Genomic DNA, 24,426 nt, shown 5'->3' on the forward strand with positions numbered 1-24,426 from the left:
TATAAAAATTTGATTTAGTTGATTACCATGTATGAGCCGTCCTGTTACCAGGGCGGCTTTTTTAGTTTGAAATAGCAGTAATTTCGCCAACTACTAATGTCTAAATCGGCCCGCTATAATGTCTAATTTACACCCTTTTAATTGCAGGAAACAACATAAGTTTGTATAAAATATATCAGATAAGGTATGACTAATTACCAAACCTTTTACCAGCTGCATCATCGGCCAGTTCCTTTTTTATTAGGTAACGCCTGGAACGCCAAAAGCGCCCGGCTTATACAAGTTGCCGGGTTTGAGGCGATAGGTACTTCAAGTGGCGCAATTGCCGATTCAATGGGTTATGCCGATGGCGAGCAAATTCCTTTTAATGAATTGCTCTACATTGTTCAAAGGATCAAAGCTTCAACAGATCTTCCACTGTCGGTCGATTTTGAAAGGGGGTATAGTAATGATCTCGTGGTTATCAATGAACAAATTCAGCAACTGCTGGATATTGGGGTTGTTGGCATTAATTTAGAGGACGCCCAGGGCCAGGATATTTATTTGCGTAAACTGGATAGCATCAAAAACTACCTTGCCAAAACCAACCAGCAGCTTTTTATAAATGCCCGCACTGATGTTTACCTGCAAAAACTGGCCTCGCCGCTCGAAACCGTTATCCTTAGGGCAGGGCTTTACCGTGATGCCGGCGCAGATGGCCTTTTTGTTACCGGCATAGGCGATGCCGCAGTTATTAAACAAATCAGCATGGCGGTTTCCCTCCCTGTTAATGTTGTTGGTAACCCAAATTTGGCTACTGTTGAGGCATTGCAAATTGCCGGTGTAAAAAGGATCAGTATGGCAGTTTTTCCTTATAGGGCGGCCTACGGACACCTGGAGCAGGTAATTAAACAAGTAAATACTTCGCAATCACTCATGCCCTTGTATTAGGGTAAAAAATTATAAATTTTATATTTCAATCCATGAAACGTATCATCATCCTCGCCTTGCTAAGCTTTACAGCATACCAATGCAGCGCGCAACAACAAACAAGCAACATGATAACCCCACAAGAAAGAGAAAAAGCTACGCAATTGCTCACCCAAACCGAGGCTGGCGTTTTTGATGCCGTTAAAGGCCTGAGCGAGGCCCAGCTAAACTTTAAGCCTGCTGCTGATAAATGGAGCGTGGCCGACTGTATTAAACATATTGCCGCCGCCGAAAAAGAACTCTGGGCCATGGCCGAACCTACCTTAGTGCAACCGGCTAACCCCGAAAAACGGGCCGGTATTAAATTTACCGACGACGACCTCATAAAGGCCGTGGAAGATCGCACACATAAATCCAAAACCTTCGCCGCACTTGAGCCGGCAAATTCGCCCTATAAAACCGTTACCGAAGCGCTCGCCGCATTCAGATCCAATCGCGAAAAGCTGATAGCACTCATAAAAAACACCAAAACAGACCTGCGCAACCACGTGTTGGTATTGCCTGTTGGTACTTACGATAGTTACCAGTTCATCCTGCTGATAGCAGCCCACAGTAACCGCCATACCCAACAAATAAACGAGGTAAAGGGGGATGTTGGGTTCCCTAAATAACGGGCAGGTGCTTTAAAAGTTCACATAGGAGTAAGTTTTAGGAGCCCATATCCTGGTTATACAGGGTATGGGCTTTTTTTGTTGATATCGTTAGAGGGAGTTTGAAGCTTTGGCTTTCCAAAAAATATGCTGCAGGACGAACGGCAATCCCATTTGAATAAACCCGTTAGTCTGCAGAAAAAGACATAGTAATTCGAAGTCGGACGTCGAACAGCGGGTAAAATAACAGCTTTGGCCGGTGCTCCGATACCAACAACCAGAAGCTAAAATGGCTTAACGGCGATTGGAAAAATCGGCGGGAACACTATCTTTAGTTCTGTTAACAGAAATGTTTTTTCGATATGAAAGATAAAGTAAGCCTGGTAAATAAAGTGCCTGTAAAATGTGGCCCATCATGTTATGATCACCGTGTACCGCCCGATTTCGGCAACGGCGGATTTATAAGCCAGGTAAAAAGTTTTTTTGCAAAACTTTTTGATACTGCCGATTGGCCCGCAAGATGGCATTGCGGCAACTGGTCAGATTTTCATGGATGGTTATATATATTGTCAGACATTGCTATCTGGGCAGCATACTTCGCAATCCCCTTCCTGCTTTTCCGGATTATCAGTAAACGGAAGGATATTCCTTTCCCTAAAATACTTTGGCTTTTTATCGGTTTTATCCTATTGTGTGGCACTACCCATTTATTAGATGCTATTATATTTTGGTGGCCGGCTTACCGTCTTAGTGCCCTGGTCAGGTTATTCACTGCAATTATATCTGTGTTTACGGTTTTTGCATTATACAGATTGCTTCCGATGATTTACAGGTTAAGAACACTCGACGAATTGGAGGCTGAAATTGAGGAACGGAAAAGGGCAGAAGAACAAAGCCGTCACCAGCAGGTACTGACAAAGGCCGCAGAAGATTTGATGGCAAAAAAAGACGAATTTATGAGTATAGCAAGCCATGAGTTAAAAACACCGATAACTACCGTAAAAGCATCTTTGCAGGTGCTCGAGCGAATTCTGGCCCAAAATGATGAGCTGGCAGTTATTGCGCCTTTTGTACACCGTTCATCCAAACAAATTAATAAGCTCACCAGTTTAATTGATGAATTGCTTGATGTAACCCGTATACAGGCCGGACAGTTGCAATTACACAAAGAAGACTTCAATATTATGAAAATGGCTGCCGAATGTGTTGAGCAATGCCAATCGGTGGACGGAATGCACCATGTTACTATACAGGGAGATGAAAACCTGACGGTATTTGCAGATTACAACCGGATTGACCAGGTGTTATGCAACTTCCTGACAAATGCTTTTAAATACTCGCCAGAGCATACCTTAGTAGAAGTAAATATCAGCCCCGTTGATAATGGAAAGATCAAACTAAGTGTGGCCGACCGGGGAATTGGAATTCCGGACGATAAAAAAGATAATATTTTCGACAGATTTTTCAGGGTTGAAAATACATCCCATAAATACTCAGGCATTGGTTTGGGCTTATATATTTCTTCCCAAATTATAGCAGCGCATGGCGGGCAAATTGGTGTAACGGATAATGGGGCAAACGGAACTATATTTTGGTTTATTATTTAACAGGGTTATACACCGTATTTGCGCAAAGCGAAGAGGCCGGGGCTGGCGCATTCGTGTTAGGCCTGGCCTGGTTTACCGGGTTATTTCACTTCTAAATTGTCCTGGTATCGATTGTTTTAGGCACCCTGTAGACTACAGACTAAGGGCACAATAATTCGAAGTCGGAGAATCGAACAGCAGGGTCCTGGCCTGCCTGGGCGGTTTTTTTGCTGATTTGCGACAACCAGGTATCCCAATCCTATATAAACGATAACCACCATCCGCTATGTGTTTGCTTATATCGGCCATAGTGACGGCAGGGATAATACATCAGCGCAATAACGGTTATCCAGCACAGGTACACCCCCCAAAGCGGAATACCGAAACCCGGCGCGGCCCATACCGGTGTAGGCTTCTGAAAGTCAAGCGGAATACCGGCGATTACAACGCCCGCTACATTGATTATGCGCAGCAACACCAAATGTGCTATAAAATAAAAGTAAGGCACATTTCCATATACAGTACAAAACCGGGTAATGCGGTTGCTTATGCCCTCAGTAACCGACAACAATAGCAATACCGGCCCAAGCGTCATCAACATAAACAGGAGCGAGGGCGTTTGCTTTCTCACGTTCAGGAACGAAAGCAGGGTATGCGCCGTATTCCGCTGAACGGCCCAGGGTGCAGGGTCGCCGTAATGGTTGATGAGGCGCAGGGTAACAAAAAGCACAACCAATACGCAGCCCGAAAGCCTTAATATTTTCTGCCGCTTTGCCGCATTATAGCCCTTTTTGTACAGATGGCCAAAAACGTAGCCTAACAATAAAGCCCCCGTCCACGGAATGGCGGCATAAATAGCGAAAATAAACCGGTTGGCGCCAATAGGGATCAATGCCCCTACGCCATTCAATAATAGCGTAGAAAGGTTGCCTGGCATGCCGTTCTTAGGCAAATCAACGTTGTCGAGTAAATTATGGCCGGCAATAATCAGTATGGCAACCACGGCTATAATTGTTTTAGGTGCCCGAATCAGTAAGGCCAAAATAATCATGCCAAAGCCAATGGCCCACAAAACCTCCAGCACCGGGAAATGGTAATGCACATCAAAGCTAAAGATGAGGCTGATAATTACCAGGTCGGATAATATGAGCCAGGCACCTCGTTTTAGTAAAAAAGTGGTCATTTGGCCGGTTGTTCGGCGTTGCGCGGCAAGGCATGCCGATACGCCGCTCAAAAAAACAAAGGTGGGTGCGCAAAAATGTGTTATCCAGCGCGTAAAAAACAGTATCACCGTGGTGCGCTGTACATCAAGCGGGGGCGGCCCGGCCAGGTGCAAAAAATCGCGGGTATGGTCAAGCGTCATGATAATCATGATTAATCCGCGCACGATGTCTACCGACTGTATACGTTCTTTCATCAAAATAAAGATAGTACAAAACGTTAGTTTTTCTCAATAAGGTATCTTCCTTATCCCGATTTTTAAACAAGCATTGTATGAACGCTTTTTGCTACTTGATTATGGAAGCGGGAATAGGCACCTTAGTGTGGAGACTACGGATATAATTAATAATTTGAAGGCAGAGAATTGAATTGTGAGGTTATCACCACCATGTCATTGCGAGGGACGAAGCAATCTCTGGACTGTGCATGGCGGTTATGCATGGCCTATACTTAGCACGCGGACCACAAAGGTGGACCTGCGGTAGCGAGGGGAACCCTATGAACAACAGGCTTATTTTATTTTTGGTGAAGCCTGAGCATACGGAATAATAGTAATATTTTTGATCTAAATTATACTAAATGACCACTTTAAAATTAGCCTTTTCAGTTCTTATTATATTTTTTTTTAACTGCAAAAAAAATCAGCAATTAACAAAAGAAACTACTCAAAAAGATAGCGTAATTGTTCCGGTTAAGCAATGGCTCAATTTGAATTATGCCGATGATGGCAAAGAGTATCATAACCTCGACATCCATTTGCCTAACGTAGCAAAACCCACCTATAAGGCAATTATTGTAATATACGGTAGCGCATGGTATGGCAATAATTTGAAACAAGCTGCGTTTGATGCCCTTGGAAAACCATTGCTTGACAGCGGTTTTGCGGTTATAGCCATTAACCACAGGTCAAGTGGCGATGCTCCTTACCCAGCCCAAATCAATGATGTGAAAGCTGCGGTACGATATATAAGGGCAAATGCTGGTAAATATCAAATTGATGCTTCATTTATTGGCATTACAGGCTATTCATCAGGTGGACATCTTGCCTCGCTCGCCGGAACATCAAATTCTGTTAAAGAATTTACAGTGGGGAAAGTGAAGGTTGACATAGAAGGAAACGTAGGAAATTATACCGCAGCCAGCAGTTCTGTGAATGCGGTAGTTGATTGGTTTGGCCCTATCGACATGGCTCTGATGGATGAGTGTAAGAAACCTAAAGGAGCAGACTCTCCCGAAGGTGCGCTTATTAGAGGCAATCCGGTTGATAATCTTGATATGATAGCCCTGCTCAACCCCATCACCTTTCTGGACAAAGCGGACCCTCATTTTATGGTAATTCATGGCGATGCTGATAATGTTGTACCCTATTGCCAAAGTGAGCTTTTTGCCAAAGCATTGAAAGAACAGGGAATATTAACTGAGTTTATTTCTGTTCCTCAAGGTCAGCACGGACCGATTACATTCAATGAAAATACTTTTAATAAAATGACAGATTTCTTTTTAAAAGAAGCCAAAAAAAATAGTGCAGCACTTTAATCGTCTCTTTGCCCTTAGTGGCCTCCCACACCAATTGAATAGCCCCGATTGTTCCGTGGAGACATAAAGCAGGCCAGCAGAGTTGACGATAAACGCGGCATTAGCTTATGGTCGGTGTTATCACCGCACCAGCCAATGCTCGTATTTTACATATGCTTTAGTTGCAAATCTATGCAACACCGGGTTTCCGAGAGACCAACTGGAAGTGGTGCGGTGATAACACCGACCACAGGCTAAATGATAAGGAATGGTTTTTTCATTTTGCCCTAAGATCAATTGCTTTCCACCCAGGAGTATTAGCTACTTTTTGTTTTAAGTAAGTCACGACATAAGTATAGGTGATATCTTTCCCTTCATAAAATTCAACTTCTATCTCTATTCTATTATCCGGAAACTCATTAGGCGGAGGCGTTAAGTGGCCTGCTTTGTTTAAAATTTGCTCCTCTGTTGGTTGTGCCATAATCATCGGTTTATTCTGTAAAGATGTAATTTTTCTAAAGAAATCGCATGATGGTTGCGCCTCCATTGCAAATAATAAATGTGCAACCTTTTCTATACTTTTATGCAACTTAAATAAAAATGGAAAAATATCAGTTAGGGTACCTTTTAACATTGGCCGCGCAGATTATAGTAACTGTTGTTATCCTCATTCGGCAAGGATACTATCTAAAAAAAGGGCAGAATGCGGCCGATAAGGAGGACATTGAGGGCCTAACCAAGGTTATCGAAGGCATCAAAGCGGAGTTTATGCGGGATAATGCAAAGGTGATGTCCGATTTAGATATACTTAAAGATAAAAAGGGTAAAAATTACACGCAATCTCAGCAGGCAATAATTAATTTTTACTCTGATTACAGTACGTGGATACACAAAATGTCTTCAGCAAATGTTCCGATGCCGAAGGCCGTTAATCTATCCACGCAAGTTGACCTAATATTACTTGATATAAGGGCTTATGAGCATAGAGTAAATGTATCTACAAACTTGATGGACTTGCTTTTTGACGACCCTAATAAATTAGGGTACGAAATGCTAATTAGAGGTCTGAATTTACAAAACCATGTGGAGTTGAATTTGACAATTTACGTCAATCTTACCAACAGGAAGCAGGCCATTGAGCCATCACGGAAAATATATGCCGATCTGGGTTTACCATCAAATGATAATTCAAATCAAATTATCGTTGAAATTGAGGCGGAGTTGGCGGAGTTAAGGGAGAACTATTCCCCTGAATTGATAAGACTGCACAAGGAGGTGTTCCAGGTGCAGTCTCAATTTAAAGAGTTGGCAAAAGCTTATTTAAATAACGATTAAAGGCCGGTTAAAAAACTTATATACGAACTGAAATTTCGGTTACCAGTGTTGGCGGTTAGGCAACCGTAAAGTAGTAGTTTGGCTTTTCATTTTTAGGCCTTTTTTCTGGTTATATTAAGACTTTGGTCTGTGTTCACCGTACCACTTTCGATTGCCTCACAGAAGCCCCTCTACTATGTGGGGTCGAAAAGAAAAGTAAGTGTAAAATACAAGCTTTGGCTGGCGCGGTGATAACACAGTCCACGAACTAAAAATCTTAAAAAATTAGATGCGTTTTCCCTGGCTCCTTGCCTATTATGGATGATAATTTAGCTGCTTGGACTGCCTTTAGCATTAATTTATAATAGTATGCCCTTCGTTTTCCTTTTCCCAATTGATTTTATGTGTCACAATTTCTATAGGCGGCTTTTGAAGATCTATTGCCAAACTTTCACACACTTTTTTTGTTGACAGGTAAATTTCATCTATCAACTTGGTAGAAAAGTCTGATAGTGTTATAGGAGTAATCTGTCGTATGCCAATGAATATTTGATTTATCATAATTTCTAAACGTTTAAAATTATTTCCATATTTATTAGCATTTGCGTCATCGGATAATACTTTAAACCAAAAAAGAACAACCGAATGTGTTACATAAATACCATGAATAAGGCCTAACAGTGGCCGGGAATCTATCCTCCATGGAGAATAGTACCTTTCAGGGGGTAGGTTTTCTTTTGTGAGTAAAATAGTATCTTGAATAAGATGTAATTCACAATGACTGAATTCGTGTATGATACTCGAAATCATCGTCGAGTCTTCTAAGAAAATTGACAAGAAAATACTTTTTTTAAGAAGGGCACTTGAAAAATTCGGGGGATTAAGTTTGTTATTACTTCCTAAAGGGACGATGAACTTTATCGTTGAAACTATTTTTTTGTAAAGTTGAACATCAATAATACTGATCTTAGTAAGTGCTTTTTCTACTTTACTCTTTATCTGATAACCCCAAAATGCATTTTCACTACACTGATTTATATACCCCTCTTCAAAGATACATTGATGAACATTGTATAGCAATAATAAATTATTGTGATTTTCAAATTTAGTATACAAAAGTTTATGGTGATTTGGAACATCTTTTAAATCGATGCAATAGTTACTTTTTAAGACTTCGCTACTTTCGATCTCTAATTTATAGTCAATTATTGTTGCATCTAACTTTGTTAATGTTATCTTTTTGTCTTTGGAGAAAGTAAGGGATACTTTGTTTTTCAATAACGGAATTGCTTCATTTCCTGTATTTATAAATGTGATAAAGCTCCCTTTAGGAATGATGTTAAAGAATGAGTCGAATGAATTAATTAAGAAATAACTATAGTTTAGTTCAACTATTGAGGGTTTATCTCCTTTTTTTAAGCAGCTATATATTCTATGTATAGATAACCAAAAAAAATCATTTCCTCTCTCAATTAAATTATAGGATGTCATTTTAGATAGAAAATCTAAAATGTTTTGCTCGGTAGTCTTAAAATAAGTATTCCTTTCCAATTCTAACAATTTCCCAATAACTGCTTTGAATTTTATAACATGGAATGTGTCGCTTTTTTCGGAAGCAGTAGGAAATATATCGGACAATAAAGTAGGCATATTTGGACAAATAAAAAATTATCAAAAACTATAAATAGCGTTTATAATTTTTGATAATTAAAGGATAACAAACTCGATGTTATTATTAGCATCCCGACCACGTTGCTTCACGCATCAAATGTTTAGTTGTGTCCGTCCAATTTGTATTGGATTCCATTTGCTCCAATAAAACAGAAGCTTCTTCAAAAGTAACCGCATCCAAAATAGCTAAAGAATTTTCCGTCGATTCAAAATCGTTTGCTCTTAAATTTTCCATATCTGTCTCTTTTTTAGACATTAAAGATAACGTTTTTTAAATAGATTTATCTTTGTATAGCAATATTTTTAAAATAACAGCTTTTTCGTCCCCCACCGCTGGTGCACGCGTATGCCTCGCATGCAAATGACAATTTTGTCGAAAACCCCAACCCACAATCCCGCATACCCCCGTTAGCGATTGAAACGGATACCGGCCTGCGCCTAATGCCTTGTGCGCGTATGAGTGTAAAGCGCGGGCCGCAGGCAACGGCAGGAAAAGAGCCAAGATGTAAGAATCAAGAATAAAGACGCATTCGATATTTTAAATGCTTCGCCCCTCAGTATCAACGGAGGGAGTGATGTTGTGAAAAGTTTTTTCAATATTGGTTGATATATCAACTAATATTTATACATTTGTATCATGAATCGCAAAGTTGAACATCCTGCCCCGCCTTCGCTGGTTGCACAAATAGGCGCCCTTTATCATCGGGTATATAAAGAATGTGACAAAATTTTCAGCGGACACAACTTTCCGCTTCAGATGGACCAGGTACCGGTTTTGATGGTGCTGTATTACTCGCGCGGGGCATCTCAAAAAAAGATCAGTACAGACCTGGGGCGCGATAAAGCATCAGTTAACAGAACAATATCGGTTTTACTCAAAAATGATTTTGTTGCGGTAGTCCCCGATGCCGTTGATAAGCGCAAAACCTATGTGAAACTGACGGCAAGCGGCGATAGTGTGGCAAAACAGGCCGACGCTATCCTGGCGAGATTTGATGCGGTGCTATCTGCAGAACTAACAGAAGAGGAAAGAAAAGAATTTGACAGAACAATGCTGAAATTAATTGGTGTAGTTACCCCTTGCTAACTTAACTACCCTTTCATCCAACAAACATATCGACAAAAAATGAAAAGAAGCTTTTTTCTTATGGGCATGCTATTGCCCGTACTCGGCTATTGCCAAAGCGCCGATAGCAGCAGTATGCACAAAAAATTAACTACTACAGCACCCCTGCTGGGCGGCATTACGGTAACCAATAGTGTGGCCCCGGTTGATGCCGGCGCAAATACCCTTACCATACAGCAACCTATTGTAGATGTGGGTTTACCTGTGTACAAAGATTTTTCGGCACCTCATCCTATTTTGATAAAAACAGGCATCCGCTACCAGGGCCTTTTTCTTTCGGGCGCGCAAAATATAGGCGGCAACCAATTTCATTCCATCACCATTCCCTTGCTGGTAAATTATTCGCTTTCGCGCACCACCAGTATCAGTTTTGTGGGTTTGGCAACTGTTGGTTCCGACTTTAAGCGGAGTATTGGTGCAGAGGATATTCTTTATATTGCCGGTGTGCGGGTAGGCTTTCGCCAGGGCAAGGCTTTCAAATACGGCGTCACGCTGGTTTATACCAGCAACTACACCGGTAAGTTCCTGCTGCCATTACCTGATATCGACTGGACGATTAGCAACAGGCTAAGCCTTACGGGCATTATACCTGCCAGGGCTTCTTTAAAGTATAAGCTGTCGGCAATGCAATCATTGGGTATTACAGCGTCGCTCAACGGCAGCATGTACCGCCTGAACGGCGACGCGAAAGATCAATATATACATTTGCGGCAAAATAGTGCGGGACTCATTTACGACCTTAAACTTAGCAGGCGATGGAAATTGAACATGATTGCCGGTCATACTTTTTCGCAAAGGCTGGAAACGTTTAATATGGATCAAAAAGTACCATTCGACGGATTCGGCAAATTAAACGACCGCGTAGCCAATGTAGCTTATCGTCAGAATTCATTTATATTCCAGGGCGGGCTTAGTTATGAGTTTTGAAAAATGTGATAAGCCAGGACTGTTTGATGTACTTTTTTGTTGCCATTGTTCGGGTGAGACTTCGGACAGCGGGGGAAACCCTATCCCCGTTAGCGATTGAAACGGATACCGGCCCGCGCCTAATGCCTTGTGCGCGTATAAGTGTAAAGCGCGGGCCGCAGGCAACGGAAGGTAAAGAGTCAAGAAATTAGAGTCAAGAATTAAGATGGCATTCGATATTCTTCGCCTCTCAGTATCAACGGAGGGAGTGGTGCTTTACCGGCTCTTAAACTTATAGAAAATGTATATTCAGTTTCGTAAGCGGCTGAATTCTTTTAAAATCCTTATAGTTACAGGTGTATAGGTCTGTGCAATGTTTTTCGGCTATGGCGGTGTGCAGGCAGTCATTAAAATCTTTAAATCCTATCGATGACGCCAACTCCATGGCCCTTTTAAATTCATCAAGGCCATATTGAACAGGGGACGATGAAATCAATTGGTTTAATTTTGTTGTAATAAATGAGGTTGGCTGATCAAGTTTAGCAAGTACAAATCCAAGTTCCTGAATGCTGAGCCAGGATATGAGCAGAGTTTGAGTTGTAACCATATCCTCTATCATATCATTTACCTTCAAATGTAAATTTGAATTTTGATTGACAAGTGAATGAGTCAATACATCTGTGTCGATATAATTCATCCTACTCGCCCCCAACCGGGTTGTGTGAATCATCAATTAATGCCCTGATATCCACATCTGGAGAAATTACGGGAGCAGCCTTACGGTTGTCGTTTATCATTTGCAGTAAATTGTTATTTACAGGGCTATCCGATTTTTTTTGAGGATTGTCTACAGATTTTACAGTGATCTCGACTTCCTGCCCGGCAAACATTGTTTTCAGGGATTTCAGAAGTGCCATGCTGATCTCTTGCGCCTTTAGTCTGTAAGTTGTTTGCATTGTTGCTGATATTACTGTTCAATCAAAAATACAGAATAATTGTGGAAATATAAACCCTGGTACCAGTCGCCCTATTACACCGAAGCAGGCGCATGGCAACTTCAGTTTACACAAACATTGGCCTTGAATGCTGGCTACGACTCACCCCGGCTACGCTGCGCTGGCCGACCCTCTCTCCGGCTTCGCCGCAAAGAGGGTGAAGCTCATTTTTTATTTTTTCTCCGCCCCTCTATGCGACGCAGTCGGAGAGGAGGGGCAGACGGGCGTAGCCTCGTCGGGATGAGTCGTCGCCGATATGCGATGAAAGTTATTCTCTCTTCAGAATTTTCCGAAATTTACAGCTTAGCATGACATACCCAATTTTCCTGTCATCCTGAGGTACGATGGATCTATCAGCTGTGCATGACCGTTAGAAAAGTTCGCGAATAGATCCTTCACTCCGTTCAGGATGACAGTCGTTTATTTTTGAATGTTTTTCCCGTTCAGCGTTTCGCGAAATTTTACACTCCGCATGACAGGGTAGGGTCAAGGCCTTATTGCCCCGCCTTTTTCAAACTATCTGCCTTGGCCTTTTTGGCTTTGTCCTTAAAAAAACCTTTCAGGAAAAAATTGTGCTGGGCGGCTTCCAGGTCGTCGTTTAGTTTGATGGAGCTTTGTTGCAGGTTGTCAAGGGTGGTTTGCACTTTAACGGCAGCCTTGGGGTCGTTTAGCAATACGCCGAGGGCGTTATCGGTACGGTTGAGTTTGTTGCTGGCCTTGTTCAGGTTGTTGGTGAGGGTGCTGGCGTTGCTGGCGGCTTGTTGCAGCTGGTTTACGGCCAGGCGGATGTGGTTAAAGGTGGCCGTATCGGTAAGCATTTTGTCTGCTAAACCACCTTTGGTGTTTAGCTTATTGCTAAACGCATTTAGCGAGGCCGCCATTACCGCGGCGTTTTGGGTGGCCGTTTGAAGGTTTTTCATGGCGGCGCGCAGTTGCAGGGCCATGGTATTATCGGCCATCAGCGCGCCAATGGTGCCTTTGCCTTGTAAAATCTGATGGCTTAGGGTTTTAAAGTCGCTGGTTATGGCCAGCAGGTTTTGGTTGTTATCCTGCAGGGTTTTCATGATATCATCTGTCGAGAGTAGTTTTTCGGCCTGTAGTACGTCGCCATCCTGTACTTCGGGAGCTTGCGGGCTGCCGCCGTCAATTACAATGATCTTGTTGCCTATCAATCCATCGCTGCTTATTTTGGCCTGGGCGTTGCGGTGGATGTATTGCTGAGTTGCCTGGTCCACACTCATGGATACCCGCACCTGCGATGGTCCTTCAAAGCGCACGGAGCTGATGGTGCCTACCTTTACGCCCGAAAACCAAACGTTGTTGCCTTTTTTAAGCCCGGCCACATCGCCGAAAACCGAACTGAGGTGAATATTTTTTACAAACGCTTTTTGCTGACCGCCAAGCGTAAAGATGCCAAGGATAAACAATATGAGGCCGAGGCCCAGGAACAGGCCTACGGTGATTGCTTTTTTATTTTCTGATGCGTCCATGATAATGGTATAATATCTTTTTTGTTATTGGATAAAGTTATAGTCGTAAAACGGTTTAACACGGCTGTCGTTGGTATCAAATACCTCGTCGAAACTGCCGGTGCGCTGAAACCTGCCATCCAGTAGCATGGCAATGCGGTCGCCGGTTTGTTTGGCGCAGGTTAAATCATGTGTAATAATGATAGACGAGGTGTTGAAGCGTTGCTGTACCTCGTTAATCAGGTCGTTAATCTCGATGCAGGTAATAGGGTCGAGGCCGGCGGTTGGCTCATCATACAGCATAATTTCGGGGTTCAGGATCAGCGTACGGGCAATGCCGATACGCTTGCGCTGCCCGCCCGAAAGCTCGGATGGCATCTGGTTAATAGTTTGCGACAGGCCAACGGCATCCAGCACAGTTTCAACCGCTGTGTTAATTTCATTACGGGTAATACCCCTGCGGTTGCGCACCAGCGGAAATTCGAGGTTTTTGCGTACCGTCATGCTATCATACAAAGCACTGTTCTGGAACGAGAAGCCAATGCGGATGCGCAGCTCCTGCAGTTCCTTTTCGCTTATTTGGGAGTAGTTATGGCCTAACACATTAATCTCGCCTTTATCGGGCGTTAACAGGCCGGATATGATTTTTATTAATACAGATTTGCCGGTACCCGAGCGACCCAATACCACCAGGTTTTCGCCCTGGTATAGGTCAAGGTCGATACCGCGGAGAACGTGATAGTCTTCAAAGGCTTTTTCAAGCCCCCGGATAGTGATAACCGGGTTGTTATGGTCGGCCTTTACAATTTTCTTTTCCATGCTAAATCGATTAACGGAACCAGCTGGTTATCTGTACAATAATTACTTCTTCAATAAACACCAGGAACATTGCGGTAACCACAGCGCCGTTGGCTGCCTTGCCCACGCCCTCGGTACCCTTGCTGCTGTTATAGCCCTGGTAGCAGCCCACAATGCCTATGGTAAACCCAAACACGATGGATTTGATAAGCGAGGCCACAAAATCGGTATAGGTTAGGGGATCAAAAAACTCCTGTATAAAGGTTGTCCAGGTGGTGCCCTCGTTTTGGGCCACGTTTAAATAACCGCCAAACATGGCAATAAAGCCGGTGTAGGTAGATAGGATGGGGATGGTAAGCGTAGTAGCCAGTACCCTGGTACACACCAGGTATTTGAATGGCTTGGTTCCCGATACCTCCATGGCATCAATTTGTTCGGTTACCCGCATAGAGCCCAGTTCGGCCCCAATGCCCGAACCTACCTTGCCCGATGCGATAAGTGCCGTAACCAATGGTGCCAGCGCCCGCATAATGGCTATAGATACCAGCGATGGCAACCATGATGTAGCCCCAAACTGCGAAAGCGACGGCCGCGATTGTTTGGTAAATATCAGCCCCACAATAAAGCCGGTAACGGTAATAAGGGTAAAGGAGCGCACGCCAACTTCATAACACTGCCGCATAACCTCTTTAAACTCAAAAGGGGGCATAAAAGCCTCCCTGAAGAAGCGCAGGATAAACTGGTTTATGCGGTACAGGCTTATCAGGAAGTCGGTAATGCTTTGCTTAAACTTGTTTACCCTTTTGCGTATAGTAGGTTTGGTGCTTTGTGCGGTATCCATTAATTATGTAATGTTTTGATCCATCTTTGTTTATACCGTGTTCTACAACAAATATCCGGTAATTGTTTTGATAGTTGTGCGTATTGAGTATTGAGTTCTGAGTCTTGGGTTTTAAGTCCGAAGTCTTGAGTCAAAAGTTCTAAGTCCTGAACAATTGTCAAAATACTGCAGGTTTCGGGCCCGAGACTTTGGCAGTAAGACCTTGGATTTAAAACTTCGGACTCAAGACTCAGAACTCAAGACTTAAAACTCAGTGCTAAACAAGCTGACCCAAAGGGTTAAAAGTTAAAAATCAATTTGGTTGCAAACCTAAAAGTTAAAATTTATATCAATGTAACAGGCAGTTAAAAAAAGCGTTATTTTTTTGTAATTTTTTGGATGTTTTTAGGTGTCAATGGGGAGGTTTTTGGTGCTTAGCCGGACTTTATTGACGCTATTTGACGGTGTTTGAGGGGTGTTTTGGGGTGGGGCGACGACTTAATTTAATTGTTTTAGTGGGAGTGATATCCGTGCAGTTGGTATTGAAAACTTTATAAAAATGTAAAATATTTGATATGCTGATGTTAAATATGTATCATTGATCGCCTTTTTAAATCTGTTCAGAATTATGATTACCAATAATGTAATGCGCGAGATTACGCCGCTAACCCCAAGCGACTGTTTTACCATTTTTTCGAGGGTTAAAAAGAAGTTTGATTTTCCGCTGCATTACCATGATGAGTATGAGTTAAACCTGATTATCAATGCCAAGGGCGCCAAGCGCGTTGTAGGCGGCCATATCGAGATGATTGACGAGCTGGAGCTGGCGCTCATCGGCCCCAACCTGTACCATGCCTGGTTTACCCACCAATGCCAAAGCGAAGAGATTACCGAGGTAACCATCCAGTTTCATAAGGATTTGTTTGATGAAAAACTGCTGAGACGCAACCAGTTAAGTTTTGTAAAAAGTATGCTGGAGCGGTCGCAGCGGGGCATTGTATTTTCGCCCGATACCATCATGGCTTTACGTGACCGCATCCAGGGCCTTGATAAAAAAAGCGGGTTTGATTCGGTGCTGGAACTGATGTCGATACTGCATGATCTGTCTATCTCGCGCAATATGAAGATGTTATCAGATCCCAGCTTTGCCAATGATAAGTTTTATTACAACAGCCGCCGGATTGAGAAGGTGTTTGAGCACATGAACATTAACTACAACAAGCAGGTAACCCTTGCCGAGGTGGCCAAAATAGCCAATATGCCCGAGGCATCGTTCAGCAGGTTTATCAAAAAACGCACCGGTAAAACCTTCATTGACAGCCTGAACGAGATTCGCCTGGGTCACGCCTCCCGCATGTTGATAGACTCGACAGCCACCGTGGCCGAGATTGCTTACAAATGCGGTTTCAACAATATCTCCAACTTTAACCGCATTTTTAAACGCAAAAAGCTGTGCATTCCCAAGGAATTCCGGGAAACTTATACGGGGAACAGGGTGTTTATTTAATTTGAGAATTTGAAGATTAACTCTGTTGAGGGCTTCGCCGTTTGAGGATTTGAAACGGGGTATTTCCGGGGCTGGGACGCATTATTAATGAACAATGTTCGATATAAAATTAAACCGCTTTTGTTGTAGACTATTGCCGTTTGATCAGGGTGTACAATAAGGTACTTGTCAACCGTTAAAGATACTCCCAAACACCCTGCCAAGCACCCGGAAGTTACCAAAACAATACTCCGCGCACCCTGAAAGTCCCCCGAAAACAAATGGTTATTGTAAGCCAAAAAAAGCGATAGTTCTTGACCTTTGTTATATAGAATATCGATAAGTAAAAGAATAGGTTAAAAAAGTATTACAAAAATGACTTTTATAAACCCACTTTTGAGTGCACCAATTATGATCTGGATTTACAGAATTTGAGAATTAACAGAATTTGTAAAAAATTACCGAACGCAAGGTATTCTGAAAATCCGTAAATTCTGAAAATTCTGATTCCGACAAAAAAATGAAGCTACACTTAGCCGATATTATTATCATCGTTCTGTACCTGCTGAGTACCATTTTTATTGGTTTGTGGTACCGTAAAAAAGCCCGCGAAAACAAGGAAAGCTACATGCTTGGCGGCAAATCGCTGCCCTGGTATAAATTGGGGCTTAGCGATGCTTCGGATATGTTCGATATCAGCGGCACCATGTGGATGGTAAGCCTGTGCTTTGTTTACGGCATGAAAAGCATCTGGATACCCTGGCTGTGGCCCGTATTTAACCAGGTGTTCTTGATGATGTACCTGTCGCGCTGGCTGCGCCGCTCCAACGCTGCAACCGGCGCCGAATGGCTGGCCACCCGTTTTGGTAAAACGGGTACCTGGGTGGCCGCCTCACAAATGGTAGTTATCGCTTTTGCGTTGTTAAGCTGTTTTGGTTTCCTGGCTTATGGGTTTATCGGGCTGGGTAAATTCATCGAGATATTTATCCCCTGGGATTTGGTGAAAAGCTATGTGCCCTTTAACGTTGCCCCGCAATATGTGCCACATGTTTATGGTATTATATTCACGTTGTTTGCCATGTTTTATTCCATTTTAGGTGGGATGCACAGCATCGTTTTGGGCGACATGGTTAAGTACGGCGTGATGACGGTTGCCTGTATCTGGATAGGGTTCATCGCTGCCCACAAACTGGCCGATCATAGCCTTCATGTACCCGATGGTTGGTTTAGTCCGTTTTTTGGCACCCACTTGAACATGAACTGGTCGGGCATTATTACCGAGGTAAACAAAAAGATAAAAGACGACGGCTACTCGCTGTTCGGGTTGTTTTTTATGATGATGACCTTCAAGGGCTTTTTCGCAGCATTGGCGGGACCTGCACCCAATTATGATATGCAGAAGATCCTGTCAACCCGCTCGCCCGAGGACGCCAGTAAAATGAGTGGCTTTGTTAATATTGTTTTGCTGCCCATCAGGTATTCGCTCATTGTAAGCCTCACCATTTTAGGTTTAATCTACTATCACCAAATGAACCTGAAGGATGCCACCGGCGATATCGATTTTGAACGGATATTACCGGCAGTTATCAATAATTTTTTACCCGTTGGCCTGGTAGGCTTATTGCTGGCCGGTTTATTAGGCGCTTTTATGAGCACCTTTAGCGGCACCATGAACGCGGCCCAGGCTTACATTGTTAATGATATTTACCTCAAATACGTTAACCCGGTTGCCTCCAACAAAAATATCATCACCATGAATTACCTGGTGGGCATCATTGTGGTAGCTATCGGGGTTTTCCTGGGCTTTTTTGCGCACAATGTTAACACCGTACTGCAATGGATCGTCTCGGCATTATATGGCGGCTATGTAGCATCAAATGTGTTAAAGTGGCATTGGTGGCGCTTTAATGCCGGCGGGTTTTTCTGGGGAATGCTATCGGGCATTTTGTCGGCAATGGTTTTCTCGTTGTATGTTTCCAATAACGAGTTATTGTATTGGTTCCCGGTATTGTTCCTTATCTCGCTGGCTGGTTCGGTTATAGGATCGCTTGCAACCGAGCCTACAGATATAGCGGTACTGAAAGCCTTCTACAGCAATGTACGGCCCTGGGGCTTTTGGGGACCGGTAAAAAAGCTGGTCATGGCCGATGATGAAAGTTTTACGCCCAACAAAAACTTTAAGCTCAACATGTTCAACGTAGTTATAGGTACAATCACCCAGCTATGCCTTACCATATTGCCTATGTACCTTATCCTCAACCAAAAGTTGCCTTTGGTGGTTACCATAGGCTTGCTGGCAATTACGATGCTGATCCTGAAAAAAACATGGTGGAATAAACTAAAAGAATATTGATAAACTAACCCCTATGACCCCTGAATTTAAACAAAGGCTGGCCCTGCTACACCAGGAACAGCAACAACTCATAAACAAGCCAAACCAGGTAGCCGGTATCGGCAATGGTATTTTTAAACGCTATAAAAACCCGGTGCTTACCGCCGCGCATACCCCCATCAACTGGCGGTATGATTTGAATCCCGACACCAATCCGTACCTGATGGAACGCTTTGGTATTAACGCTGCTTTTAATGCCGGTGCTATTAAATTCAATAACAAATACCTGATGGTGGTTAGGGTAGAGGGGGCAGACCGCAAATCGTTTTTCGCCGTAGCCGAAAGCCCTGATGGTATCAGCAACTTTACTTTTTGGGATTACCCCATCAACCTGCCGCAAACCCAGGAGCCGGATACCAATGTGTATGATATGCGCCTTACCCTGCACCAGGATGGCTACATATACGGCCTGTTTTGTACCGAAAGACGCGACCCGGCAGCGCCTGCCTATGATCAGTCCATGGCCGTAGCGGCCTGTGGTATAGCCCGTACTAAGGATATGGTGAAATGGGAGCGCCTGCCCGATTTGAAAACCAACTCGCCTCAGCAACGTAATGTGGTACTGCACCCCGAGTTTGTGGATGGCAAATATGCCCTGTATACCCGCCCGCAAGATGGTTTTATCAGCGCGGGTACCGGCGGCGGCATTGGCTTTGGCTTAGCCGAAACAATGGAAAATGCCGTGATAGACCAGGAAACCATCATCGATAATAAAAACTACCATACCGTTTACGAAGCTAAAAACGGACAAGGCCCCACACCCATTAAGACCGATAAAGGCTGGCTGCACCTGGCACATGGCGTACGCAACACGGCCGCCGGCTTGCGTTATGTACTGTACATGTTCATGACCGATTTGTATGACCTGACCAAAGTTTTGCACAAACCTGGAGGTTATTTTTTAGCCCCCGAGGGCGAGGAACGCATTGGCGATGTATCAAACGTGGTTTTTTGCAACGGTTGGATTGCCGATGAAGATGGGTCGGTGTATATTTACTATGCATCCTCAGATACCCGCATGCATGTGGCAACTACTACAGTTAATAAATTGATTGACTACGTGGTGAATACACCGGCAGATGGCTTTAAGTCGTCAACTTCGGTAGATGCAATTTATAGGATTATTGATAGGAATAAGGAGCCTCATCCTGCCCTCTCCAAAGGGGAGGGTTCTTGATTAGGCTAAATAAAAAAGCGGGGCAAGTGCGAATCCCCTCTTGAGAGGGGCGGAGGGGTGTGTTTATTCAGGATACATAGTAGATACTCCCTCTAATAAGGCATTATCCGATTGTTCCCTTTCGGATGAAAATTAATTACTAAAAAGGCATGACGTATAACACACCCCTACAGCCGCACCATTCATCGCGCCCCCTCTCAAGAGGGGAACTTGAAAATATGCTTGGGACAGTAAGTGTCGAGCTTGCCACCCAACTCCACAACATCATCGCCTACTGGCAAAATTATACACCCGACGAAACGCACGGCGGCTTTTTGGGTCAAATAGATAACGACAATAACGCTACGCCAGAAGCGCCCAAAGGGTCCGTATTAAACGCAAGGATATTGTGGAGCTTTTCGGCGGCTTATAACCTGCAACCCGATGATGCAGCGTTGCAAATGGCGCACCGGGCTTATGAGTACATCTGCCGGTATTTTATCGATCCCGAATTTGGCGGAGTATATTGGTCGGTTGATTTTAAAGGCGAAAAATTGGATACCAAAAAACAGGTTTATGCGAGTGCCTTTACCATTTACGCGCTGAGTGAATACTACAGGGCTTCAGGCTTAAAAGAAGCCAGGGATCAAGCTATCAGCCTATATCAGTTACTGGTTAAAAAAAGCTATGATGCTGATAGAACGGGTTACATGGAGGCCTTTACCCGCGACTGGCAGCCCATTGGCGACCTGCGACTGAGCGCTAAGGATGCCAACGAAAAAAAGACCATGAACACCCATTTGCATGTACTGGAAGCTTACACCAACCTATACCGCATCTGGCCTGATAAGAAGCTGAGGATTCAAATACAAACCTTAATAGGCAATTTTTTCGATCATTTTATCGACCCGGAAACCAATCACCTGGTGTTGTTTTTTGATGAAGACTGGAACTGTAAATCGGACACCATATCGTACGGGCATGATATTGAGGCTACCTGGCTTTTGCTGGAGGCTGCCGAGGTAATAAATGATACTGTATGGGAAGAGGATATTGAAGAAATGTGCATACAGGTAGCCGATGCTACTATAACCGGTTTAGATACAGACGGAGGCTTATGGTATGAATATGAACCAACCGGGGGGCACCTTGTCAAAGAAAAACATTGGTGGGTGCAGGCCGAAGCGATGGTAGGTTTTTTTAATGCGTGGCAAATAAGCCGGGATCAAAAATATCTCGATATCGTTGTAAAAAGCTGGGCTTTTGTAAAGGATAATATCCTTGATCATAAAAAAGGCGAGTGGTTTTGGGGGATAAAAGCCGATGGCAGTATAATGCCCGGCGAAGATAAAGTTGGCCTGTGGAAGTGCCCCTATCACAATAGCAGGGCTTGTATTGAAATTATCAGGAGAATAGGCATGCGGAGCACTTAAAATAAGGAGGCACCTACGGAGCCAAAGGCAGCTTGGTATGTTTTTGCTATAAACACGTTACTCCTCACGGAGTAATAAATTGTGGCCGAACACATGATATGCCCGGGTTGCTATAGTTGCCATAAACAAAATAGAGCCAAGGCTACAGCGTAGCCCCGTGTTTATAGCAAAAAAAAATAAAGTGTATGGCTCCGTAGGTGCCTCCTGCAAAATATAAAAAACAACATCTTATTACAGTAAGAACTAATATTATGAAACTTAATCGGTATAAAAAACTATTCGTTACCGCGTCGATCATTGCATCCGCCTGCCCTAATTTATTAGCCCAAACTACCGATGCCGCGGCCCCTGTCGCGATAGCAAAAGAGGCCTCACCAAACAAGGCTGGTAATTTGGCGCCAACGCCCCCCATGGGTTGGAATACCTGGAACACTTTCCAAACCAATATTGACGAACCCTTGCTGAAAGGCATGGTTGATGCCTATGTATCATCGGGCATGCGCGACGCAGGCTATAAATATTTTGTACTGGATGATGGCTGGATGACCATGGAGCGCGACAAAAACGGCGACCTGGTGGCCGACCCTAAAAAGTTTCCGAACGGAATGAAGGCCTTTGCCGATTATGTACACTCCAAGGGGCTTAAGTTTGGTATTTACAACTGTGCAGGCAGTAAAACCTGCGCGGGCTACCCCGGCAGCCGCGGGCATGAATACCAGGATGCCCGGTTATATGCATCGTACGGCGTCGATTTTTTAAAGTACGATTGGTGTAATACCGATAGCCTGAATGCTCGCGAAGCTTATATCACCATGAGCCAGGCGCTAAAAGCATCGGGCCGGGAAATTACTTTTAGTCTTTGCGAATGGGGCAATCACCAGCCATGGCTTTGGGCAGGCGGCGTGGGCGAGCTTTATCGTACCACCGGCGATATTACCGCCAGTTTTGATAAAGACAAACACAATGGCACCTGGACAGCGCTTAGTGTTATGTCTATAGTTGATAAACAACCCGCCATTGCCAAATATAACGGCCCCAACCACTGGAATGATCCGGACATGCTGGAGGTAGGCAACGGTATGAGTTTTAACGAGGACAAAGCACATTTCTCGCTTTGGTGTATGCTGGCTGCCCCCTTAGCGGCAGGTAACGATCTGCGCAAAATGTCGCCCCAAACACAGTCAATACTGACTAATAAAGCAGCCATAGCTATTGACCAGGATGCATTGGGCATTGCCGCATCACGCATTTACCAGGCCGATAGTTTAGAGGTTTGGGCAAAGCCGCTGGCTAATAATGAGGTTGCCGTTTGTTTGTTAAACAGATCGACATCTGTAAAACAGGTAATCTACAACTGGAACGATCATCCTGTAAAGAACGAAGCCAACAATATCGATATAGATTTTGCAAAAGCATCATACAGGCTGCACGATATTTGGGTGAATAAGGATTTGGGAACTACCAAAAAAGAATTTAAACAAACATTGGTCGGACATAGTGTGATTTTGGTAAGGCTGACGAAGAATTAGATGTGCAGATTTCAGATTATAGATGTACAGATAAACTTCGTTAAGGGCTTCGCCGTTTTAGATGATTGCGTGAACCGGGATTGCTATAGTGTATAGATACAGATGTAATAGTTTACCAGCCAATTGGCCGGCAGTGCTGGTTTTTAGGCCTGTATTGGATAACTTGCTGTTACGGCGAATAAGAAATACGTGATTTAAGTTGCTTATGCTTTACCTTAAAATCGCTCTTTATAACAAAACAATGCTTTATATTTGGCTATGCCTGATTATAAACCGCCTGTCGCCGGGAAATATATTGACCCTTTAGTTGACTTTGCCTTTAAGAAAATATTTGGAAGTGAGCCTAATAAAGATTTGCTGATCGCTTTTTTAAATGAAGTGTTCAGGGGGCGCAAGCATATTGTTGACTTAGTTTATAACAAAAATGAACACCCCGGTGATTTAAGGGACGAAGGGGCAGCTATATTCGATTTGCTCTGTACAGGAGATAAAGGCGAGCGTTTTATAATAGAAGTACAACGGGGCAGGCAAGGCTACTTTAAAGAAAGAGCCCTGTTTTATACCAGCCGGCTCATAAGCGACCTGGCACCCAAAGGTAAACGTAGCGAATGGGCTTACAATCTTACAGAAGTGTACCTGGTTGCCTTACTGGAGGATTTTACGTTGGCAGCAAGCCCTTCACATGAATACCTGCATGATATTTGCCTGTGTAACAGGCATACGGGTGAAATATTTTACGATAAATTAGGCTACACTTATATTGAATTGATTAATTTTGTAAAGACGGAGGCCGAACTGGAAACCGACCTTGATAGATGGCTGTATGTTTTAAAGCATCTTAGCCAAATGAATAAGATCCCGGCTTACCTGCGTAAATCCATATTTGAAAAATTATTCAGTATTGCAGAATATACTAATCTGACAAAGGAGGAAAAAGAGATGTACGATAGCAGCTTAAAATACAAATGGGATAATAAGAATGTGCGGGACTATGCTGTGAAAGAAGGCATGGAAAAAGGCATAGCACAAGGTATAGCACAAGGTATAGCGCAAGGTATGGAAAAAGGCATAGCACAAGGTAAACATGAAGAAGCTATCACCATTGCCCGGGAACTCAAAAAAATTGGAATACGTTTGGAAGATATTGCTAAAGGCACCGGCTTATCTATTGAAGAAATAGAAAAGCTTTAACAACGATGTACGATAGCAGCTTAAAATACAAGTGGGATAATAAGAATGTGTTGGATTACGCTGTGAAAGAAGGCACAGCACAAGGAATAGAAAAAGGTATAGCACAAGGCAGAGTTGAAATAGCTATAGACATCGCCCGCGAATTAAAAAAAACGGGTATGTGTTTAGAAGACATTGCCAAAGGCACTAAACTTTCTATCGAAGAAATAGAAAAACTTTAACGTACTATCGAATAGTTGCTTAACTACAAATAAGGAAA

At 43.4% G+C, this 24,426-nt stretch carries 23 protein-coding genes; 14 read left to right on the plus strand and 9 right to left on the minus strand.

Annotation, left to right across the window (positions count from 1 at the left end):
- Positions 1 to 186 precede the first annotated feature (186 nt).
- From BMX56_RS10085 to BMX56_RS10095, 3 genes are all read left to right on the plus strand, one after another.
- Positions 187 to 930 (plus strand): isocitrate lyase/PEP mutase family protein, encoded by a 744-nt coding sequence (locus tag BMX56_RS10085; protein ID WP_090645449.1) that lies wholly within the window; start codon positions 187 to 189, stop codon positions 928 to 930.
- A 32-nt stretch (positions 931 to 962) separates the two neighbouring features.
- Positions 963 to 1,580 carry a DinB family protein gene (locus BMX56_RS10090; RefSeq protein WP_090645452.1) on the plus strand — a complete coding sequence of 206 codons (618 nt, stop codon included), beginning with the start codon at positions 963 to 965 and terminating at the stop codon, positions 1,578 to 1,580.
- A gap of 341 nt (positions 1,581 to 1,921) precedes the next feature.
- Positions 1,922 to 3,166: a sensor histidine kinase gene (locus tag BMX56_RS10095; RefSeq protein WP_090645456.1), complete on the plus strand. Its 1,245-nt coding sequence runs from the start codon at positions 1,922 to 1,924 to the stop codon at positions 3,164 to 3,166.
- A gap of 238 nt (positions 3,167 to 3,404) precedes the next feature.
- Here BMX56_RS10095 and BMX56_RS10100 read toward each other — a convergent pair whose 3' ends face one another.
- Positions 3,405 to 4,562, minus strand: a complete 1,158-nt coding sequence (locus BMX56_RS10100) for an acetyltransferase domain-containing protein (RefSeq protein WP_090645459.1) — start codon at positions 4,560 to 4,562, stop codon at positions 3,405 to 3,407.
- A 383-nt stretch (positions 4,563 to 4,945) separates the two neighbouring features.
- Between BMX56_RS10100 and BMX56_RS10105 the strand changes: the two genes are divergently transcribed.
- A complete protein-coding gene (locus tag BMX56_RS10105; RefSeq protein WP_090645462.1) occupies positions 4,946 to 5,902 on the plus strand; it encodes an alpha/beta hydrolase in 957 nt (318 codons plus the stop codon).
- A gap of 256 nt (positions 5,903 to 6,158) precedes the next feature.
- Here BMX56_RS10105 and BMX56_RS10110 read toward each other — a convergent pair whose 3' ends face one another.
- A complete protein-coding gene (locus BMX56_RS10110; protein ID WP_143065420.1) occupies positions 6,159 to 6,515 on the minus strand; it encodes a hypothetical protein in 357 nt (118 codons plus the stop codon).
- Between BMX56_RS10110 and BMX56_RS10115 the strand changes: the two genes are divergently transcribed.
- Positions 6,482 to 7,216 (plus strand): hypothetical protein, encoded by a 735-nt coding sequence (locus tag BMX56_RS10115; protein WP_090645468.1) that lies wholly within the window; start codon positions 6,482 to 6,484, stop codon positions 7,214 to 7,216. The genes BMX56_RS10110 and BMX56_RS10115 overlap by 34 nt on opposite strands.
- A gap of 333 nt (positions 7,217 to 7,549) precedes the next feature.
- Here the strand turns inward: BMX56_RS10115 and BMX56_RS10120 are convergent, their stop codons facing one another.
- A complete protein-coding gene (locus BMX56_RS10120) occupies positions 7,550 to 8,845 on the minus strand; it encodes an aKG-HExxH-type peptide beta-hydroxylase (RefSeq protein WP_090645471.1) in 1,296 nt (431 codons plus the stop codon).
- An 85-nt stretch (positions 8,846 to 8,930) separates the two neighbouring features.
- On the minus strand, positions 8,931 to 9,122 hold the full coding sequence (locus BMX56_RS10125) for a hypothetical protein (RefSeq protein WP_090645473.1): 192 nt from the start codon (positions 9,120 to 9,122) through the stop codon (positions 8,931 to 8,933).
- 381 nt (positions 9,123 to 9,503) lie between these two features.
- Here BMX56_RS10125 and BMX56_RS10130 point away from each other — a divergent pair, with 381 nt between their 5' ends.
- Together BMX56_RS10130 and BMX56_RS10135 are read left to right on the plus strand one after the other, a co-directional pair.
- Positions 9,504 to 9,953, plus strand: coding sequence for a MarR family winged helix-turn-helix transcriptional regulator (locus BMX56_RS10130; protein ID WP_090645476.1), 450 nt, complete (start codon positions 9,504 to 9,506; stop codon positions 9,951 to 9,953).
- Positions 9,954 to 9,992: 39 nt separating this feature from the next.
- On the plus strand, positions 9,993 to 10,919 hold the full coding sequence (locus BMX56_RS10135) for a DUF6268 family outer membrane beta-barrel protein (RefSeq protein ID WP_143065421.1): 927 nt from the start codon (positions 9,993 to 9,995) through the stop codon (positions 10,917 to 10,919).
- 271 nt (positions 10,920 to 11,190) lie between these two features.
- On the opposite strand, the gene BMX56_RS10140 is transcribed toward BMX56_RS10135, so the two are convergent.
- The 5 genes from BMX56_RS10140 to BMX56_RS10160 all read right to left on the minus strand — a co-directional run bounded on the left by BMX56_RS10140 (position 11,191) and on the right by BMX56_RS10160 (position 15,001).
- Entirely contained in the window at positions 11,191 to 11,628 is a 438-nt protein-coding gene (locus BMX56_RS10140) for a type II toxin-antitoxin system VapC family toxin (protein ID WP_090645482.1), read from the minus strand.
- Complete coding sequence (locus tag BMX56_RS10145) at positions 11,597 to 11,854, minus strand: hypothetical protein (protein WP_090645485.1); 258 nt, start codon at positions 11,852 to 11,854, stop codon at positions 11,597 to 11,599. Before BMX56_RS10145 ends, BMX56_RS10140 begins: the two co-directional genes overlap by 32 nt.
- A gap of 533 nt (positions 11,855 to 12,387) precedes the next feature.
- Complete coding sequence (locus tag BMX56_RS10150; protein ID WP_090645488.1) at positions 12,388 to 13,383, minus strand: MlaD family protein; 996 nt, start codon at positions 13,381 to 13,383, stop codon at positions 12,388 to 12,390.
- A gap of 24 nt (positions 13,384 to 13,407) precedes the next feature.
- Complete coding sequence (locus BMX56_RS10155; RefSeq protein ID WP_090645491.1) at positions 13,408 to 14,181, minus strand: ABC transporter ATP-binding protein; 774 nt, start codon at positions 14,179 to 14,181, stop codon at positions 13,408 to 13,410.
- 10 nt (positions 14,182 to 14,191) lie between these two features.
- The gene (locus BMX56_RS10160) at positions 14,192 to 15,001 is read right to left on the minus strand and encodes an MlaE family ABC transporter permease (protein WP_090645494.1); all 810 of its coding nucleotides are present in this window, start codon (positions 14,999 to 15,001) and stop codon (positions 14,192 to 14,194) included.
- Positions 15,002 to 15,608: 607 nt separating this feature from the next.
- On the opposite strand from BMX56_RS10160, the gene BMX56_RS10165 reads away from it, so the two are divergent.
- From BMX56_RS10165 to BMX56_RS10195, 7 genes are all read left to right on the plus strand, one after another.
- A complete protein-coding gene (locus BMX56_RS10165; protein ID WP_090645498.1) occupies positions 15,609 to 16,487 on the plus strand; it encodes an AraC family transcriptional regulator in 879 nt (292 codons plus the stop codon).
- Between the two features lie 499 nt (positions 16,488 to 16,986).
- Positions 16,987 to 18,819 (plus strand): sodium:solute symporter family protein, encoded by a 1,833-nt coding sequence (locus BMX56_RS10170; RefSeq protein WP_090645501.1) that lies wholly within the window; start codon positions 16,987 to 16,989, stop codon positions 18,817 to 18,819.
- 13 nt (positions 18,820 to 18,832) lie between these two features.
- The gene (locus BMX56_RS10175; RefSeq protein WP_090645505.1) at positions 18,833 to 20,035 is read left to right on the plus strand and encodes a glycoside hydrolase family 130 protein; all 1,203 of its coding nucleotides are present in this window, start codon (positions 18,833 to 18,835) and stop codon (positions 20,033 to 20,035) included.
- Positions 20,036 to 20,253: 218 nt separating this feature from the next.
- Positions 20,254 to 21,447, plus strand: coding sequence for an AGE family epimerase/isomerase (locus BMX56_RS10180; RefSeq protein ID WP_090645508.1), 1,194 nt, complete (start codon positions 20,254 to 20,256; stop codon positions 21,445 to 21,447).
- A gap of 251 nt (positions 21,448 to 21,698) precedes the next feature.
- Positions 21,699 to 22,976 (plus strand): glycoside hydrolase family 27 protein, encoded by a 1,278-nt coding sequence (locus tag BMX56_RS10185; protein WP_090645512.1) that lies wholly within the window; start codon positions 21,699 to 21,701, stop codon positions 22,974 to 22,976.
- 258 nt (positions 22,977 to 23,234) lie between these two features.
- On the plus strand, positions 23,235 to 24,167 hold the full coding sequence (locus BMX56_RS10190) for an Rpn family recombination-promoting nuclease/putative transposase (RefSeq protein ID WP_090645516.1): 933 nt from the start codon (positions 23,235 to 23,237) through the stop codon (positions 24,165 to 24,167).
- A gap of 5 nt (positions 24,168 to 24,172) precedes the next feature.
- Positions 24,173 to 24,388 (plus strand): hypothetical protein, encoded by a 216-nt coding sequence (locus BMX56_RS10195; RefSeq protein ID WP_090645521.1) that lies wholly within the window; start codon positions 24,173 to 24,175, stop codon positions 24,386 to 24,388.
- Positions 24,389 to 24,426: the final 38 nt, after the last annotated feature.

It is taken from the genome of Mucilaginibacter sp. OK283, assembly GCF_900110415.1.
GTDB lineage: Bacteria > Bacteroidota > Bacteroidia > Sphingobacteriales > Sphingobacteriaceae > Mucilaginibacter.